Consider the following 17,127-nt stretch of genomic DNA (forward strand, 5'->3'; position numbering starts at 1 on the left):
GATACCAGAGTATCTCATTATCCTTCAACGATAACCGTAGCGCAGGCATAGCGCCGCTCGTCGGCCAATGAGACATGAATAGAGGTAATCCCCATCTCTTGTGCAAGCTCAGCTGCACGGCCGTGTAAGCGTAATACGGGCTTACCGAGCGCATCGTTGTAAACCTCGAATTGGGCAAAGGCCAGTCCGTTGCGGATCCCCGTGCCAAATGCCTTCGCGGCGGCTTCTTTCACCGCAAAGCGTTTGGCAAGATAGCGAATTTTCTGCTGATGAGAAAGGTATTGCTCCCATTCAGCTGGGGCGAGCACACGTTTTGCCATTTGATCGCCGCTGCGCGCAACCACCGCCTCAATTCGAGAAATTTCAACAATATCGGTACCTAAGCCTAAAACAGCCATTAGCGACGCGCTTCCAGCATCAGTTGTTTCATGGCGCTAACCGCCTCTGGCAAGCCGCTCATCACCGCTCGCCCAATAATGCTGTGACCAATATTCAGCTCATGCATTTCGGGCAATGCCGCAATTGGCAACACGTTGTGATAGGTCAGGCCATGACCGGCGTTCACTTTTAAACCGCGCTCGCTCGCAAAACGCGCTGCATGAGCAATGCGTTCGAACTCAGCCTGACGTTTTAAATCACTTTCTGCATCTGCGTAAGCCCCTGTGTGAATTTCGATATACGGGGCACCGACGCTAACCGCCGCTTCAATCTGGCGCGGATCGGCATCGATAAACAGAGAGACCAAAATGCCAGCTTGGGTTAGACGTTCAACGGCAACCGTCATTTTGTCCAATTGGCCAGCAACGTCTAAACCGCCTTCGGTTGTCACTTCCTGGCGTTTTTCAGGAACTAAGCAACAAAAATGAGGTTTCAGCTCGCAGGCGATCTCAATCATTTCGTCGGTAACAGCCATCTCAAGATTCATGCGCGTCTGAATGGTTTGGCGCAGCAAACGCACATCACGATCGGTGATATGGCGACGATCTTCGCGCAGATGTACGGTAATGCCATCTGCCCCCGCCTGTTCGGCAATAAAAGCGGCCTGAACGGGGTCAGGATACTGAGTCCCACGCGCGTTGCGCAGTGTTGCGATATGATCGATGTTTACGCCTAACAGTAAATCAGCCATGACAAATCCTCATTAGAAAGCTTATAGGTCAGAGACAACGGACAGAATACGGTTCACTGTAAGCTAGTGTACACCTAAGTTCGAGAGAACAGACCAGACAGAATTATGACGATGAAGGGGACAGTCAGATTTTAAGCAGAAGTCGGTTTGACAGGGCGTTTCCCCACAAACTGACGAAACAGTTCACGGCTTTTCAATGGTTTTCCCCCCAGATAAGGCTTAAGCGCCATGCGCGTAAAGCGCTTCGCCGCACGCAGCGTTATTGGATCGGGGAAACGGCGTTCAGCGAGTGCTTTTAAGTCTCGGCCGGTAAAACTGAGCTGATCGACTAATAAACTCGCAATAAAGCCTTTTTCTTCCCGATATCGGTAGGTCATATCATCTGATACCGGTTCACCGCTGCCCGCACAGTGCAGAAAATCAATGCCATAGCCAAGATTGCCTAGCAGAGCGAGTTCAAACTCACGCAGCGTATGTTCGGGAGAACCAACCGTAGCCGCCAGATTTTGTAGGCAGTTGAGATAATCGAAGAATAACGAAGAGTAGTTGGTTTCTTGTTCAAGAACGCGAGAAACCAGCTCATTGACATACAGGCCGCTATACAGCGAAATGCCGGTAAGCGGTAGTCCGAGAGAGACAGGCTCGGCATTTCGCAGGGTTTTGACTTCCCCTTTGCCGCCCCAACGAACCAGAAGAGGAGTGAAAGGTTGTAACGCGCCTTTAAGGCTAGAACGTTTACTGCGAGCGCCTTTTGCTAGCAGACGTACACGTCCATGCCCTTCAGTGAACAGGTCTAATAAAAGACTGGTTTCACTGTAAGGACGCCCGTGCAAAACAAATGCGCGTTGCCAACCTTCCATAGGCGCGATCTCTTAGAGATCTTCACCATAACCCAAGCTGCGCAGCGCACGTTCGTCGTCTGCCCAACCGGATTTCACCTTAACCCACAGCTCAAGGTGAACCTTAGCTTCAAACATGGCTTCCATGTCTTGACGAGCTTCGATACCAATAGTCTTGATCTTTGAGCCTTTATTACCGATAACCATCTTCTTCTGGCCTTCACGTTCAACCAGAATCAGACCATTGATATCGTATCCGCCACGGTCGTTCGAGACGAAGCGTTCAATTTCAACGGTGACGGAATACGGCAGTTCTTCGCCTAAGAAGCGCATCAGTTTTTCACGGATGATTTCTGAGGCCATAAAGCGCTGTGAACGGTCAGTAATATACTCTTCAGGGAAGTGATGAATCGCTTCCGGCAGTTTTTTACGAACGATGTTCGCGATAGTATCAACGTTAGTGCCTTTCTCCGCAGAGATTGGAACCACGTCCATAAAGTTCATCTGCTCACTCAGGAACTGAATATGCGGCAGCAGAGCAGCCTTATCCTGAACGTTATCAACTTTATTGATGGCTAAAATCACTGGCGCTTTCAGATCGCGTAGCTTATTCACCACCATTTCGTCGTCGGCAGTCCAATGAGTACCTTCAACCACGAAAATGACAAGTTCGACATCACCGATAGAACTGCTTGCTGCGCGGTTCATCAAACGGTTGATGGCGCGTTTTTCTTCAATATGCAGACCCGGGGTGTCCACGTAGATAGCCTGATATGGCCCTTCGGTGTGGATCCCCATAATACGGTGACGGGTCGTTTGTGGCTTACGCGAGGTAATCGAAATCTTCTGCCCCAATAGTTGGTTCAGGAGTGTCGATTTGCCAACGTTGGGACGACCAACGATGGCGATAAATCCGCAATAAGTTGTTTCTTCGCTCATTCAAGCTCCAGCTGTTTCAGCGCTTGTTCAGCGGCTGCCTGCTCGGCCTTACGGCGACTTGAGCCAACACCGATAACCGGTTCGCTCAGGCCGCTGACCTGACAGTGAATAGTAAATTCCTGATCGTGTGCTTCGCCACGAACCTGCACAACCAAATAAGATGGCAGCGGCAGGTGGCGTCCTTGCAAGAATTCTTGCAGGCGCGTTTTAGGGTCTTTTTGCTTATCACCTGGACTAATTTCATCCAGACGTGAACGGTACCAATCCAAGATCAGTCGTTCAATCGTTTGGATATCGCTATCCAGAAAAATGCCGCCAATCAGAGCTTCTACGGTATCGGCTAAAATAGACTCACGACGGAAACCGCCGCTTTTTAGCTCGCCCGGCCCAAGGCGCAGGCACTCACCCAAATCGAATTCGCGTGCCATTTCAGCCAACGTATTTCCACGCACCAAAGTAGCGCGCATACGGCTCATGTCGCCTTCATCAACCCGCGGGAAGCGGTGATACAGCGCATTGGCAATAACGAAACTCAGAATTGAGTCACCCAGAAACTCAAGACGTTCATTATGTTTGCTGCTGGCACTGCGATGAGTCAATGCCTGCAATAACAGCTCCTGCTGTTGAAAAGTATAGCCCAACTTCTTTTGAAGCCGGTTAGTTACGATGGGATTCATGAGATACCAAATAGATCTAGAATGCGTCAAAAACCGCAGCATACGGAACAGGCCTGCTTGCCATTAGCCAATCCAAAGCTGTTTCGTTTGCAGTGGCTCCCAGACGGAAGCCAACTTTTTATCGCTCGAATGGGTATTCTACAACGACTGAAAATATAATGCTGCGGTAATATGCGCTATTACTTGAAGTTACATTGCTATTAACGCAACAACTAATAAGTTTAGGCGCTTATTTTATATCTAGACGAAGTTTCGAGCTGCAAGCAAAGGCCTACAGCTCGAAATAGGAGCAGGAAATTAGTGGATACCGCCAATGCGGTTTAGGCGAACGCCAGTAGGCCATTGCCCTTCTTGCTTTTCAAAGCTCATCCAAATTGCCGTGGCTTTACCCACCAGATTTTGCTCTGGGACAAATCCCCAATAACGGCTGTCAGCGCTGTTATCACGGTTATCCCCCATCATGAAGTAATGACCTTCAGGCACAACCCAAACCCCCTGAGGCTGACCCGGCTGGCGATAATAACGAGACATCATATCCTGCGCCTGAGGTACGGTTAGGATACGATGAGTGACCGTGCCCAACGTCTCTTTGCGCTCACTCATGCGATAGCCGTTCTCAACATTCTGGTCCAAAGGAACTTGGAAGAAGCCACTGCTGGCTTCACCATTTCCCATCTGACCGAAAGTCTGTACCCATTCGCTAGGCTCAGCCGCACTGTAGGTAATTGGCAGCAGCTTATCGCAGCTTTGCCCCGTTTGACAGGCAGGATATACCGTCACTTCTTTACTATAAGGATCATAAGTCACCTTATCGCCTGGCAGACCAATAGCGCGCTTAATATAATCCAAACGAGGATCGAGCGGATATTTAAATACCACGATATCGCCACGCTTCGGATGACCGGTCGGAATAATCGTATGCTGCGCAATCGGCTCTTTAATTCCGTAGGCGAATTTCTCGACCAAAATAAAGTCACCGATCAATAACGTTGGCATCATTGACCCCGATGGGATCTGGAATGGCTCATAAATAAATGAGCGGATAATCAGAACCAGCGCCAAAACAGGGAAAACAGACACACAGGTTTCAATCCAACCTGGAGCTTTCACCACATCCTTTGCCGTCTGTTTATCCAAGCCTTCAACCGTTTGTGCGTTAATCGCCTCGATTTTTGCCCGACGCGCCGGAGCCAGCTTAAAGCGATCGATACACCAAATAACCCCGGTAACTAGCGTTGCAATCACCAGAATTAAAGCAAACATATTGGCCATGCCAATAACTCCTTAAATATCCCCATAGGCTTTCATACTGCTACTTTCTGAAGTCTTATGGGTATAAGCCTCTCAATGAGAACGGCACCTGAAATGGGTGCCGCTCATCATAGAACTTTAGTCTTTACCAACATGCAGAATCGCCAAGAAGGCTTCCTGCGGCAGTTCGACGTTACCGACCTGCTTCATACGTTTCTTACCGTCTTTCTGTTTCTGCAACAGTTTTTTCTTACGGCTGACGTCACCGCCGTAGCACTTAGCCAGAACGTTTTTACGCAATTGCTTAACGGTCGAACGTGCGATGATCTGGTTGCCGATAGCCGCCTGAATAGCAATATCAAACTGCTGGCGTGGGATCAGCTCTTTCATCTTCTCAACCAGCTCACGACCACGATACTGCGCGTTGTCGCGGTGGGTGATTAACGCGAGAGCATCCACTCGTTCGTTGTTGATCAAGACATCAACGCGAACCATGTCAGACTGCTGGAAGCGTTTAAAGCTGTAATCCAATGACGCATAACCACGGGACGTTGATTTCAGACGGTCAAAGAAGTCCAGAACCACTTCGGCCATAGGAATTTCGTAAGTCAGTGCAACCTGATTGCCGTGGTATACCATGTTAGTTTGGACACCACGCTTCTCAATGCAAAGCGTAATAACGTTACCAAGATACTCTTGCGGTAACAGCATATGACATTCAGCAATAGGCTCACGAAGCTCTTCGATATTGTTGATAGGTGGTAGCTTGGACGGGCTATCAACAAAGATCACATCACCACTGGTCGTTTCAATTTGGTATACAACCGTTGGCGCCGTTGTGATGAGATCCAGATCGTATTCACGCTCCAGACGCTCCTGAATGATTTCCATGTGCAATAAGCCCAAGAAACCACAGCGGAAACCAAAGCCCAACGCCGTCGAGGTTTCTGGCTCATAGAACAGGGAAGCATCGTTAAGGCTGAGTTTCCCTAACGCATCACGGAAAGCTTCGTAATCATCAGAGCTGACAGGGAACAGACCGGCATAAACCTGAGGCTTCACTTTTTTGAAGCCTGGCAGCGATTTCTCCGCTGGATTACGGGCCAGCGTCAAGGTATCGCCGACTGGAGCGCCGTGAATATCTTTAATTGCGCAAACTAACCAGCCAACTTCGCCGCAGTTCAACACATCACGATCGATTTGCTTAGGCGTGAAGATACCGAGGCGGTCAGCGTTATAAGCCTGACCCGTACTCATCACCTTAACTTTTTCACCTTTGCGCAGTGAACCGTTTTTAATACGGATCAAAGACACCACGCCCAAGTAGTTATCGAACCATGAGTCGATGATCAGCGCCTGCAATGGACCGTCTGGATCACCCTCTGGCGGTGGAATATCACGCACCAAACGCTCAAGAACCTCAGGTACTCCGACACCGGTTTTTGCCGAGCAACGTACGGCGTCCATCGCATCAATACCGACGATATCTTCAATTTCTTGTGCCGCACGATCGGGATCGGCCGCAGGCAGGTCAATTTTGTTTAGAACAGGGACAACTTCCAGATCCATTTCCATTGCGGTGTAGCAATTCGCCAAAGTCTGAGCTTCAACACCCTGACCCGCGTCAACCACCAACAATGCCCCTTCACATGCCGCCAGTGAACGAGAAACCTCATAAGAGAAGTCAACGTGTCCTGGGGTATCAATGAAGTTCAGCTGATAAGTTTCACCATCCTGTGCTTTATAGTCGAGCGTCACGCTCTGCGCTTTAATAGTGATGCCGCGCTCACGTTCCAGATCCATAGAATCCAGAACTTGCGCTGCCATTTCACGGTCAGTCAAACCGCCACAAATCTGAATAATACGGTCAGACAGTGTCGACTTACCGTGGTCAATATGTGCGATAATGGAGAAATTTCGTATATGCTTCATTATTAAGATATTTTGCCTGATGATTTCTAGATTACTCGCCTAAGGACACACTGATGGGTTCAAAGCGATGGTTTAACGTTTGGCGGTAATTTGCCAGATTCGATGCATTCTACACATCGAACCCGGTAAAACCTAGATATTCGTGGGGGTGCGGATCATAGAAGGGGGCAAACCGACTTGTAAAACTATCGGCTGATAATCTTGCCGGTCACTCAATCTTTTCGCCTTAATACGCGCAAACATAAAACCAGCACCTGCGCCCACTAAAGCGCCTAACGCAGCCCATGCATCAGTGTGCATAACTGACTGCCCGACACCGCCGCCAATAATAAGACCTAATAGCGGTGTGAGATAAACCAAAACTGCAGAACGCAACAAGTTGGCCTCGGTAATACCGATTTCAACTTTTTGCCCAGGCTCTAACGGCTGATCAATTTCAACCTGCAATTGATGCTGAGACTGTGGATTAATTTTATCGAAAACCGCCGTGCCACAGGTGTTTTTCGCACCACATGATCCACAACTAGAACGCTGTTCACAGTTTAACGTCGCAACCCCCTGATGCCAGGATGTCACCGTTGCCCATTCGCGCATCATGATTTACGACCATCGAGGACAATGCTATTCGCGACTCGTTTAGCCGTAGCAGGCGGCAATTCCCCAACAACGGTAATATCAACATTGTTACGAGTCTCAGTATGAATAGTGCGGCGTCCTTGGCGTAAGAACTGTTCGCTCACCGCAGCACCGGAAGCTGCGCTGCTGATATTGACGGTGAAGCTAAATAGACCATCGCTATACAGACGCGATTCTACCGGCTCTGATAATGTTGGTAATGTCCGGCGACTACGAGAAACTTCCTTGAAGCCTTGCGGTAGCCAAGAGGTTCTCCAACTGAAATCAACCTTATCCGTTGCTGGTAGTTTCAACAGCGGAGGTAAAGTCAGTTGAGCCAAACTCGACATCGCGGCGGTGACCTGATCGCCAACGGTAAAGGAGATCACTCGGAACTGTTCCAGCGTTTCTCCATCGCGATCGAGTAAATCGACGCGTAACGGTAGCTTAGAACTTTCATCAATCCAAACGATATAGCTAAAGCGCAGGCCATCGCGCGAGACAATGCGGATCACTTCGCATGGACGATCGGCAACGCGGGTTCGGCCTACGGATATAAAATTGTAGTACTGACGCAACTGTTTGATATCGGAGAAAATAATCGACGGCAAAGCGTCAACAATGTGATCACCATTAAGCGTAAATGGCTCAAGCCCAGGCTCAAAATAGCTGATTTCATTGCCACGCAGTAAAACTTCACGTCGCGGTCCATCCATCTGCAAAAGCTGAGATAACAGTTGTTTATTGAAAATGGCATGGCGATAGCGTAACGACTCAATCCCCTGTTTGGTGATATTGATGTACGCTAACTCATAGCTGAGTGACTGACTGGCGCTGTTCATCTGTTGCAACATCGCCTCAGACGAATCTTCCGCTGAGGCGATGTTAGAGACAAACAGGCTACCAGCGAATAAGCTGATGGCGAACCAAAATTGCTTCATTACTGCTGTTGAGTTCCTAATGACAGAGTTCCTGGCACCTGAACTGACGCCTGCGTATTACCATTGTCCATCTGCAACTGTTCGGTATGCAAGCGGCGCTGCAGTTCGTAATCCTGCAAAATAGCATTTATACGCTTACGCTGCTGCTGAACCTGCTGCTGTCCATTCGCATTGGTACTTTCATTTGGAACACCAAAGCTTACAGGGGAAGCTTGGCCGCCCATCGGCAAAGTATTAAATGCAGGGGCATCTGAATCACTCACGCCACCTGCTGGCTGATTATACTGTTGCACACCCACTAGAACCGCCAGTGAAACGCAGGCAGCGATACCAATTTGAGTGATTTGACTGGCCCAAGGACGAACCTTGCTCCAGAACGGCATATCTTTCCAGCTGTGAGGCTGAGGCTGAGATTCGGGAATAGCGTTGGGAACCAGACGAACCGGTTCATCATCGAGCGCCGCAGCAATACGATCAGAAATATCAAACTCGATCGCGTCGCTGACGTCACCACGCAGGGTGTCACGTATCAGGTGATAGCTCTTCCACGTTTGCTGAAGTGCGTCGTCTTTGCCAAGTGAACCGATCAGTTCACTATCCACCACTTCACCATCCATCAGAGCCGAAAGTTGTTCTTTCTGCATGCCTAAATACCCTTCCTGTGCCCGCATCATTAACGCTGTATCAGCGGTTGAACTTTATTATCAATGGCTTCCCTCGCCCGGAAAATACGGGAACGTACTGTTCCAACCGGACAATCCATAATGGCAGCTATTTCTTCGTAGCTTAAACCATCCAATTCTCTGAGGGTGATTGCCATACGCAAATCCTCAGGAAGAGACTCTATGGTTCGGAAAACGATCTGCTTCAGTTCATCTGACAACATTAAGTTCTCAGGGTTCGAAATTTCTTTCAATGCACCCGCACTTTCGAAGTTTTCAGCCTCGCTGGCATCAACATCGCTTGATGGCGGACGTCGCCCCTGAGCAACCAGGTAATTTTTAGCTGTATTCACAGCAATACGATAAAGCCAGGTGTAAAAAGCACTTTCGCCGCGGAAAGATTCCAGCGCACGATAAGCTTTGATAAACGACTCCTGTACCACATCAGGAACATCGCCTGACGGCACGTAACGGGATACGAGACTCGCAACTTTATGCTGATAGCGAACTACCAGTAAGTTAAAAGCCTTCTTGTCTCCTTTCTGGACTCGCTCGACCAGCACCTGATCCGTTAACTGCTCGCTCATCCGAGGTAATCTCTCCTCAAATCTCTCTCCACGCATGAATAAATTGTACTGCCAGTTGTCTCAATCGATCCTGAGCAAGCACTAGCTTAGAGTTCATACGTACTAAAAAGTTCCGTACGATGCTGTTTTTATATTCGTTGTTCATTAGCCGTGCATTTACACGTTGGCATAGGCTAACATGATTTTCACTTTTCAGCTGCACACACCACAACCTATGCAACCAAATTCAGAACATTTTAACGATGTATTGATTATCGGTAGCGGAGCTGCCGGACTTTCACTCGCTTTACGCCTTGCCGAACATTGTAAAGTCACCGTGCTGAGCAAAGGTCCCTTCAATGAAGGTGCCACATTTTATGCTCAGGGTGGCATTGCGGCCGTATTCGATGAAACGGACAGCATTGAATCACACGTACAAGATACACTGATTGCGGGCGCAGGGCTGTGCGAACCCTCTGCCGTTGAATTTATTGCCCGTAACGCAAAGGATTGCGTGCAATGGCTTATCGATCAAGGCGTGCTGTTCGATACCGAAATGAGTCCCGCTGGCGAATCACGCTATCACCTCACGCGTGAAGGCGGCCATAGCCATCGCCGAATTCTGCACAGCGCAGATGCTACTGGTAAAGAAGTAGAGACCACGCTGGTGCAGAAAGCAAATGCACACCCCAATATTCGTGTGTGCGAGCGTTATAACGCCGTTGACCTCATTACCTCCAAGAAGATCGGTTTACCGGGGACCCAACGTGTAGTCGGCGCCTATGTATGGAACCGCGATCTAGAGCGGGTCGAAACTTTGCGCGCCCGCACCGTGGTGCTAGCGACCGGCGGCGCCGCTAAAGTTTATCAATACACGACCAACCCAGATATCTCTTCAGGTGACGGTATTGCTATGGCGTGGCGCGCTGGCTGCCGCATTGCAAATCTCGAATTTAACCAATTCCATCCCACCTGTTTGTATCACCCACAGGCCAGAAACTTCCTGCTCACCGAAGCTTTGCGCGGCGAAGGGGCTTTTCTTAAGCGCCCTGACGGTTCGCGTTTCATGCCCGACTTCGACGAACGCGGTGAACTCGCACCACGCGATATCGTCGCACGCGCTATCGACCATGAGATGAAACGTCTTGGCGCCGACTGCATGTATTTAGACATCAGCCACAAACCCGCTGACTTCATCATGCAGCACTTCCCGATGATCTATGAAAAACTGCTGGATTTGGGGTTGGATCTCACCAAAGAACCTATACCTATCGTACCCGCGGCACATTACACCTGCGGTGGAGTGATGGTCGATCATCAAGGGCGTACTGACTTGGAAGGACTCTATGCGATTGGTGAAGTGAGTTATACCGGCCTACATGGCGCTAATCGTATGGCGTCTAATTCCTTACTGGAGTGCGTGGTCTACGCGTGGTCGGCTTCACAGGACATTTTGCAACGCCTGCCGCAAACCAGCCTTGCGCCAAGTTTACCCGAGTGGGATGACAGCCGAGTTTACAATTCCGATGAGCGCGTCGTGATCCAACATAACTGGCATGAGCTGCGCCTGTTTATGTGGGATTACGTTGGTATCGTTCGTACCACAAAACGTCTGGAGCGCGCGCTGCGCCGCATTCAAATGTTGCAGCAGGAGATTGACGAGTACTATGCAAACTTCCGCATCTCAAATAACCTTTTAGAGCTGCGCAATCTGGTTCAAGTCGCGGAGCTAATGGTGCGTTGTGCGATGGAACGAAAAGAAAGCCGAGGATTGCACTACACTCTCGACTATCCCGATCTATTAGCAGAGCCTAAGCCAACGATTTTGCAGCCCTGAAGCGGATTTAAGAGCCCTAAGGCGGATTAAAATAGTTAAAGCCACCTTCAGAGAAGGTGGCTTATTCATCACAAGGACGTTATTAAGCCAAAGCCACTTTCTGATTACGGCTTTTCGCAGGCAAGAAGAAAGCCAACACCAGCATAATAAACGTGGGTAGAACCCACGCCATACCTTCTGCGGCCAGCGGCATCGCCGCCATTTGCCAATCCAGCAGGCGAGCTAACCAACCGATGGACTCAACGCCTGCGGCACGCGCACCATCCAGCAAGCTGCACAGCAACGCAACCAGCATAACCAGACGATATCCCAGAACCGGATTACGTAACCAGCGTCGCACAAAAGTCAGAGCCACCAAGGCAATCGCCAACGGATACAATGCCATTAACACGGGAACCGACAGTGCAATCAAACGGCTCAGCCCAACGTTAGCCACCACCGCACAAATGAGACACAATACAATGACCCAATGACGGTAGCGCAGCGGCGTTAAGGTGGAGAAATAGTCCGCACAGGCGCTGACTAAGCCCACCGCCGTAGTTAAACATGCCAGCATGACCACTAATGATAAAATCCACTGACCTGGCTGACCAAATAACGCCTTCACATACGCCGCCAGCACAACGCCACCGTTATCGGCTCCACCAGCAATTGTTGAAGAGGTCGCCCCCAGCCAAAACAGGGAGATATATACAAACGCCAGACCGAGCGCAGCAATCACACCCGCAATGCTCAAATAGCGGAAGCAAGCCTTCGGCTCAGTCACACCCTTACCGCGCAATACATCAACCAGCAACATCCCAAACATCAGCGCAGCAAAGGTATCCATAGTGTTGTAGCCGCTGATAAAACCTTTAGAAAATGCCATCTGCTCATAGGCCGCTACCGGCGCTACGATGTCCCCTTGCGGTTTGAAAATCACGCCTAGCGCCAAGACCACCAGCAGCAAAAACAACATCGGCGTCAAGAACTTGCCAATACTATCGATCAGTTTGCCACGGCTCCATGCAAGCATCAGCGTCACTGCAAAAAACAGCGCGGTAACTAACATTTGTAAACCATCCAGAGTCAGGCTACCCAGCGTCACCGGCGTATCGCTGTAGCTACCTGAGCTAACCAGCAACGGTTTTACCGCCATTTCAAAAGCGACCAAGCCGGTTCGCGGAGCGGCAAAAGCTGGACCGATAATGATAAATAACAAAACAGCGGCAAAAGTACCTGTCCCTTTCGGCAGATCGTGAGTCATGGACGGCAAACCGCCACCCGCCCGAGCAACGGCAATAATAGAGAGTAACGGCAAACCCACAGCAGTGAGCAAAAAACCGCCCATAGCATAAAGTACGTTATGCCCTGCCATCTGACCTTCTAATGGAGGAAAAATGATGTTTCCTGCGCCCAGAAAAAAAGCAAAGGTCATTAACCCTAACCCCATGGTGTCAGCCGTAGATAAACGTTGTTGCATAGTCTGCCCTCTTATAAATTTTTCTGGACGTATACGCAGCAGACACGTACGCCAGTTATTCACTAAAGCTCAATAGGGATCTGACTAAGAAAGGAGTAATACAAAGGGAAATGGCACTACTAGAGATAATTCGACAATGAACGCCCACTCCCTGAGCCTGTTAATTATTTCAGCCTTTCCTATCAGAACAAAATTGCGGTGAATTACCGCATCTGAGTCTGATAGTGAAATATTATGCTAACCAAAGCAACAGACTCAGAAGAAAAGGTAAAAATCTTTCGTTAACAGGCGAAAATCATGGGAGTATTCACTGCTTTTATCGCGGATCACTAGTCGATCTGACTGCTGATTTACAGGCTTGGAACCAAACAACATCAGTGAACGTCGCGCGACTCTATCGTCAAATTCTGCAATTTCAGTGTAGTGCAGTATAAACCACCCTTCTTGAGCCGCTGTCTGAATAAAGCTTACGCCTACATCAGTAGGGAGAACGACGGCCATTCTGCCATTATCTGTAGCCAATTCTCTCGCATGCTTTAGCAATGATTGGTGGCTAAGCTCCGAGGTATAACGAGCGGTATTGCGACTCACATTGCGACACTCTACTCCCTGCGGATAGTAAGGCGGATTGCTCACAATCAGGTCATAACGTTCGGAGGTTTGCGCGGCAAAAGCCTGTAATGAACAGGTGTGAACCCGCATTCGATTGGCCCACGGCGACAGGACAAAATTTTCTGCTGCCTGAGTGGCCGCGTTTTGGTCTAGTTCAACGGCATCAATTTGCACGACATCTGTGGTACGCTGCGCCAGCATCAAAGCTAAAAGACCGCTGCCTGTGCCGATATCCAGTATTTTTCCATCGAGATTGCTGATGTCAGTCCACGAGCCTAACAAAATACTATCGGTACCGACCTTCATCTCACAGCGATCGTGTGCAACGAAAAATTGCTTAAATGTGAATCCGTTACGGCGCAATGGTACTGATTCTGATGGGCGTTGAGTCACAGTAACTCCTTATTTTTGGTCGCATAGCATAAAATATCCCCATAGATTCGCAAAGGCGGGATCGGTGCAAACATACTAATTCCCCCGCTTTAATGGGTGAACATCTGCCCCAACCCGTCTATAATCGGCGCCCCAAGTAGAGGTAGACCATGACAGCAAGCAATTTTTCCGAACTCGAACTCGATGAACGCCTACTCGACGCATTGCGCGACAAAGGCTATGACCGCCCGACAGCCATTCAAGCTGCCGCCATTCCTCCGGCAATGGACGGTCGCGACGTTCTGGGTTCAGCACCTACCGGAACCGGGAAAACCGTCGCCTATTTGCTGCCAGTATTGCAGCACCTGCTCGACTTCCCGCGTAAAAAATCCGGCCCACCACGTGTATTGGTGCTGACTCCAACGCGTGAATTGGCAATGCAGGTTGCCGAGCAAGCCATCGAATTGGCTAAACATACAAATTTGGATATCGCGACCATCACCGGTGGCGTTGCCTACATGAATCACGCTGAAGTGTTCAGCGAAAATCAAGACATCGTGGTTGCAACCACTGGTCGTCTGCTGCAATACATCAAAGAAGAAAACTTCGATTGCCGCGCGGTTGAAACCCTGATCCTTGATGAAGCAGACCGCATGCTCGACATGGGTTTTGCACAAGATATCGAAACCATCGCTGCAGAAACTCGCTGGCGTAAACAGACTATGCTGTTCTCAGCAACGCTGGAAGGCGACGCAATTAAAGAGTTCTCTGAGCGTCTGCTGCAGGATCCTGTCGAAATCGAAGCCGATCCTTCACGCCGTGAGCGTAAGAAGATCCAGCAATGGTATTACCGCGCCGATACTCTTGAGCACAAAACCAAGCTGCTGTGTCATTTGCTAAAAGAGCCTGAAGTCACCAAATCCGTTATTTTCGTGCGTAAGCGCGAGCGCGTGCATGAACTGGTAGGCTGGCTGCGCGAAGCGGGTATCAACTCCTGCTACTTAGAAGGCGAGATGGTGCAGGCTAAGCGTAATGAAGCCATGAAGCGCATGCTTGATGGCCGAGTGAACGTGTTGGTTGCAACCGACGTCGCCGCGCGTGGTCTGGATATCCCAGACATCAGCCACGTCTTCAACTTCGATATGCCACGCACCGCTGACACCTATCTACACCGTATTGGCCGTACCGGTCGCGCAGGTCGTAAAGGCATCGCAATTTCTCTGGTGGAAGCTCATGACCATCTGCTGCTGGGCAAAATCAGCCGCTATGTCGAAGAGCAAATTAAATCTCGCGTGGTTGACGAACTTCGTCCAACCACCAAGCCGCCAAGCGAGAAGAACAAAGGTAAGCCGTCTAAGAAGACGCTGCTCAAGCGCCAAGAGAAAAAAGACGAAGAGAAGAAAGATAAAAAGGTAAAAGTGCGTCACCGCGATAGTAAAAATGTCGGAAAACGCCGTAAGCCTAAAGCCGCACAGTCAGTGACTCCAACTGAAGAATAAATCAGCGAGCTAACAAAAAAACCGCCTTTAATGGCGGTTTTTTTTCATCCTAACACCAACAATTTTACCGCTACGAGATTAAATCCAGCCAGACTATTTTTTCTGATTCTTTTCCCAGTTCGCGCACTAAAAATTCGATGAAGAGTGGAATTAATATAATGAAATAGAATGCAAATAACATTAATTATGCAACAACATGCTGTGCAGCTATTTTGTACTATTTAGCAAAGTTCTCTGGGCTACAGACGTAAAAAAGGAGCTTTTCAGCTCCTTTTTGCTATGTCCTATTGCCTCAAACCTGAAATTACAGGCTTTCAGTAAAGGTACGAGCGATAACGTCACGCTGCTGTTCTGGAGTCAGTGAGTTGAAACGCACCGCATAGCCAGAAACACGAATAGTCAGCTGTGGATATTTTTCTGGGTGCTTAACGGCATCTTCCAGAGTTTCACGGCGCAGAACGTTAACGTTCAAGTGCTGACCGCCTTCCACACGTACAGTTGGTTTGATATCCAAAGGGACTTCGCGATATTCGATTTGACCCAACTCGCTTACTGCAACGATCTGGTCTTCTGCATAGCCTGCTTTAGCACATACGCAGCGTGCTTCATTTTTATCTGTATCAAGCAGCCAGAAAGAGTTCATCAGGTCTGCATTATCAGCTTTAGTGATCTGAATACCTTGAATCATTTGTTGCCTCCGTCAATAGAGCAAAAAATCTGGGATTAATTTCTTCGTTTACGGCCTTAACATCGGCCATTTGGTAAAACCAATGTTGTCTTGATGTTCTATATACCAATATAGAGTGGGGTTTTCTTTGATTTAAATCAATTTTTTCATGGTGGTCATTTTACCAATTTGGGCAAATTTATGTTTTACATCAAATTTAACCATTTCGCGGAGACTTTTCTATTTTTGTAAATTTTCAAAAAAAATTTAATTTTCGTTCAAAAAACACTCACCCAGTGGCTAACCTGCACGTGGTTAAATTTTCTTCACGGTTTAACTTCATCGCTTGAAACGGTAAGCTACCGCCAGATAATTTCCGTATAAACAAAGAGGAAGTGAAGATGACTTCTCCACTAAACTGGCACGATGTCATCGGTGCCGAGAAAGAAAAGCCCTATTTTCACGACACGCTTGCTTTCGTTGCGGCAGAGCGCCAAGCCGGTAAGACCATTTATCCACCGCAGAAAGATGTATTTAACGCTTTTCGCTTCACCGAATTTAATGACGTTAAAGTCGTCATCCTTGGACAAGACCCCTATCACGGGCCAAATCAGGCACACGGACTCTCTTTTTCCGTTCGCCCAGGCATTCCCGCGCCCCCTTCTCTCATGAATATGTATAAAGAGCTACAAACCGATATTGAAGGATTTCAAATCCCTAATCACGGCTATCTAAAAAGCTGGGCCGACCAAGGTGTTTTACTACTCAATACCGTGTTAACCGTCGAGCGTGGTCAAGCGCACTCGCACGCTAAGCTCGGTTGGGAAACCTTCACAGATAAAGTTGTCGCAGCGCTTAACGAACATCGTTCAGGGATTGTGTTCTTGTTGTGGGGAGCCCATGCGCAAAAGAAAGGCAGCATTATCGATACGCAGCGCCACCGCGTGTTGAAGGCACCCCATCCATCACCGCTGTCTGCACACCGCGGTTTCTTAGGCTGCCACCATTTCTCACAAACCAATCGACTCCTGATTGAACAGGGGCTTACGCCGATTGACTGGCAGCCCCGCTTACCGGAAAACGGTAGCGAGGAATAGTTCAGGCGAAAAAAAACCAGTCGATCGACT

18 protein-coding genes are annotated in these 17,127 nt (G+C 48.9%); 4 read left to right on the top strand and 14 right to left on the bottom strand.

Translation table 11 applies throughout. The features are described 5' to 3' along the window. Window positions 1-17: 17 nt before the first annotated feature. The 5 genes from acpS to rnc form a co-directional block, all read right to left on the bottom strand. Window positions 18-398, bottom strand: a complete 381-nt coding sequence (gene acpS, locus M988_RS14830; protein ID WP_004847188.1) for a holo-ACP synthase — start codon at window positions 396-398, stop codon at window positions 18-20. Beyond that, the gene (gene pdxJ, locus M988_RS14835) at window positions 398-1,129 is read right to left on the bottom strand and encodes a pyridoxine 5'-phosphate synthase (RefSeq protein ID WP_039187285.1); all 732 of its coding nucleotides are present in this window, start codon (window positions 1,127-1,129) and stop codon (window positions 398-400) included. Before pdxJ ends, acpS begins: the two co-directional genes overlap by 1 nt. Before the next feature lie 131 nt (window positions 1,130-1,260). Continuing rightward, window positions 1,261-1,989, bottom strand: coding sequence for a DNA repair protein RecO (recO, locus tag M988_RS14840; RefSeq protein ID WP_064574727.1), 729 nt, complete (start codon window positions 1,987-1,989; stop codon window positions 1,261-1,263). A 12-nt stretch (window positions 1,990-2,001) separates the two neighbouring features. Further along, window positions 2,002-2,907, bottom strand: a complete 906-nt coding sequence (era, locus tag M988_RS14845) for a GTPase Era (protein WP_064574731.1) — start codon at window positions 2,905-2,907, stop codon at window positions 2,002-2,004. Next, the gene (gene rnc / locus M988_RS14850) at window positions 2,904-3,584 is read right to left on the bottom strand and encodes a ribonuclease III (RefSeq protein WP_008812639.1); all 681 of its coding nucleotides are present in this window, start codon (window positions 3,582-3,584) and stop codon (window positions 2,904-2,906) included. Before rnc ends, era begins: the two co-directional genes overlap by 4 nt. Before the next feature lie 21 nt (window positions 3,585-3,605). Here rnc and M988_RS22875 point away from each other — a divergent pair, with 21 nt between their 5' ends. Then, window positions 3,606-3,743 (top strand): hypothetical protein, encoded by a 138-nt coding sequence (locus M988_RS22875; RefSeq protein ID WP_156518182.1) that lies wholly within the window; start codon window positions 3,606-3,608, stop codon window positions 3,741-3,743. A 138-nt stretch (window positions 3,744-3,881) separates the two neighbouring features. Here the strand turns inward: M988_RS22875 and lepB are convergent, their stop codons facing one another. The 6 genes from lepB to rpoE all read right to left on the bottom strand — a co-directional run bounded on the left by lepB (window position 3,882) and on the right by rpoE (window position 9,572). Beyond that, the gene (gene lepB / locus M988_RS14855) at window positions 3,882-4,856 is read right to left on the bottom strand and encodes a signal peptidase I (protein WP_039187287.1); all 975 of its coding nucleotides are present in this window, start codon (window positions 4,854-4,856) and stop codon (window positions 3,882-3,884) included. 117 nt (window positions 4,857-4,973) lie between these two features. Further along, window positions 4,974-6,767 (bottom strand): translation elongation factor 4, encoded by a 1,794-nt coding sequence (gene lepA / locus M988_RS14860; RefSeq protein ID WP_008812637.1) that lies wholly within the window; start codon window positions 6,765-6,767, stop codon window positions 4,974-4,976. 132 nt (window positions 6,768-6,899) lie between these two features. Then, window positions 6,900-7,364, bottom strand: a complete 465-nt coding sequence (rseC, locus tag M988_RS14865; protein ID WP_039187291.1) for a SoxR-reducing system protein RseC — start codon at window positions 7,362-7,364, stop codon at window positions 6,900-6,902. Continuing rightward, complete coding sequence (gene rseB, locus M988_RS14870) at window positions 7,361-8,323, bottom strand: sigma-E factor regulatory protein RseB (RefSeq protein WP_008812635.1); 963 nt, start codon at window positions 8,321-8,323, stop codon at window positions 7,361-7,363. The genes rseC and rseB overlap by 4 nt, the downstream gene beginning before the upstream one ends. Beyond that, window positions 8,323-8,967: an anti-sigma-E factor RseA gene (gene rseA, locus M988_RS14875; RefSeq protein WP_035503207.1), complete on the bottom strand. Its 645-nt coding sequence runs from the start codon at window positions 8,965-8,967 to the stop codon at window positions 8,323-8,325. Before rseA ends, rseB begins: the two co-directional genes overlap by 1 nt. A 29-nt stretch (window positions 8,968-8,996) precedes the next feature. Continuing rightward, entirely contained in the window at window positions 8,997-9,572 is a 576-nt protein-coding gene (rpoE, locus tag M988_RS14880) for an RNA polymerase sigma factor RpoE (RefSeq protein WP_008812634.1), read from the bottom strand. A gap of 214 nt (window positions 9,573-9,786) precedes the next feature. Here rpoE and nadB point away from each other — a divergent pair, with 214 nt between their 5' ends. After that, window positions 9,787-11,388, top strand: coding sequence for an L-aspartate oxidase (gene nadB, locus M988_RS14885; protein ID WP_172635535.1), 1,602 nt, complete (start codon window positions 9,787-9,789; stop codon window positions 11,386-11,388). Window positions 11,389-11,470: 82 nt separating this feature from the next. Here nadB and brnQ read toward each other — a convergent pair whose 3' ends face one another. Beyond that, window positions 11,471-12,850, bottom strand: a complete 1,380-nt coding sequence (brnQ, locus tag M988_RS14890; RefSeq protein ID WP_008812633.1) for a branched-chain amino acid transport system II carrier protein — start codon at window positions 12,848-12,850, stop codon at window positions 11,471-11,473. A gap of 255 nt (window positions 12,851-13,105) precedes the next feature. Then, window positions 13,106-13,768: a tRNA1(Val) (adenine(37)-N6)-methyltransferase gene (locus M988_RS14895; RefSeq protein WP_282107349.1), complete on the bottom strand. Its 663-nt coding sequence runs from the start codon at window positions 13,766-13,768 to the stop codon at window positions 13,106-13,108. A gap of 236 nt (window positions 13,769-14,004) precedes the next feature. Here M988_RS14895 and srmB point away from each other — a divergent pair, with 236 nt between their 5' ends. Further along, window positions 14,005-15,333, top strand: coding sequence for an ATP-dependent RNA helicase SrmB (srmB, locus tag M988_RS14900; protein ID WP_008812631.1), 1,329 nt, complete (start codon window positions 14,005-14,007; stop codon window positions 15,331-15,333). A gap of 304 nt (window positions 15,334-15,637) precedes the next feature. Here srmB and grcA read toward each other — a convergent pair whose 3' ends face one another. Then, entirely contained in the window at window positions 15,638-16,021 is a 384-nt protein-coding gene (grcA, locus tag M988_RS14905; RefSeq protein ID WP_008812630.1) for an autonomous glycyl radical cofactor GrcA, read from the bottom strand. A 380-nt stretch (window positions 16,022-16,401) separates the two neighbouring features. Here grcA and ung point away from each other — a divergent pair, with 380 nt between their 5' ends. Then, complete coding sequence (ung, locus tag M988_RS14910; protein ID WP_008812629.1) at window positions 16,402-17,097, top strand: uracil-DNA glycosylase; 696 nt, start codon at window positions 16,402-16,404, stop codon at window positions 17,095-17,097. Window positions 17,098-17,127 lie beyond the last annotated feature (30 nt).

The organism is Hafnia paralvei ATCC 29927, from assembly GCF_001655005.1.
Lineage (GTDB): Bacteria > Pseudomonadota > Gammaproteobacteria > Enterobacterales > Enterobacteriaceae > Hafnia > Hafnia paralvei.